This window comes from Rathayibacter tanaceti, assembly GCF_001634385.1.
GTDB lineage: Bacteria > Actinomycetota > Actinomycetes > Actinomycetales > Microbacteriaceae > Rathayibacter > Rathayibacter tanaceti.
In genome coordinates, this window is the sequence record NZ_LIIN01000299.1 from 1 (window position 1) to 668 (window position 668).

The following is a 668-nucleotide window of genomic DNA, read 5'->3' on the forward strand; positions in this document are numbered from 1 at the left end:
CCGTCGCGGAGTCGTCTGCCGGAGCGGCGGTGGCGTCGTGCGGGGTGCCGGTGGGGGTCGTCCCGTCCATGGGTGTCCCTTCGATGCGTGGCCGCGACCGCGGTGGGCGGCCGCTCACGCCACGATAGCGAGGCGGTCGCGGCCGGGGCATCCGCCTCAGGGCTGAGGCTCTGCGGCCGACTCGCTACGCTCCCTGCATGACCGGATCGGCGCCCTACCGGCTCTTCGACACCCGGGTGCTCCGTGTGGCACGGCTCTCGCCGACCTTCATCCGGGTGACTCTCGGCGGCCGGTCGCTGCGCTGGTTCGCGCCGTGGGGGCTCGATCAGCGGATCAAGCTGGTGCTCCCGCGCGCCGACGGCGGCTGGGGCGACGCTCTCGCCGGCGAGGTCGACGGGCTGGGGGTCCCGGAGTGGCGGCGCCTCGTCGCGCAGGAGCCCGCCGGAGCCCGGCATCCGCTGCGCACCTACACGCCCCGTGCGGTGCGCCCCGGAGGCCCGGGAGGTCGACATCGACTTCTTCGTGCACGAGCCGGCGGGTCCGGCGAGCACCTGGGCGGCCGGAGCGGAGGCGGGCGACCGGCTGCTGCTCTCGGGTCCGGACGTGCGGGCGCAGGATCGACGCCACGGCATCCAGTGGCGACCCGCGCGGCCGCCGGCGCGGGTCCT

General features: G+C 76.3%; 1 protein-coding gene. It reads left to right on the forward strand.

Annotated elements, in window-relative coordinates; all coding sequences use genetic code 11:
* Nucleotides 1–197: 197 nt before the first annotated feature.
* On the forward strand, nucleotides 198–668 hold a 471-nt coding region (locus tag ACH61_RS19505; protein WP_201787634.1), incomplete at its 3' end, for a siderophore-interacting protein.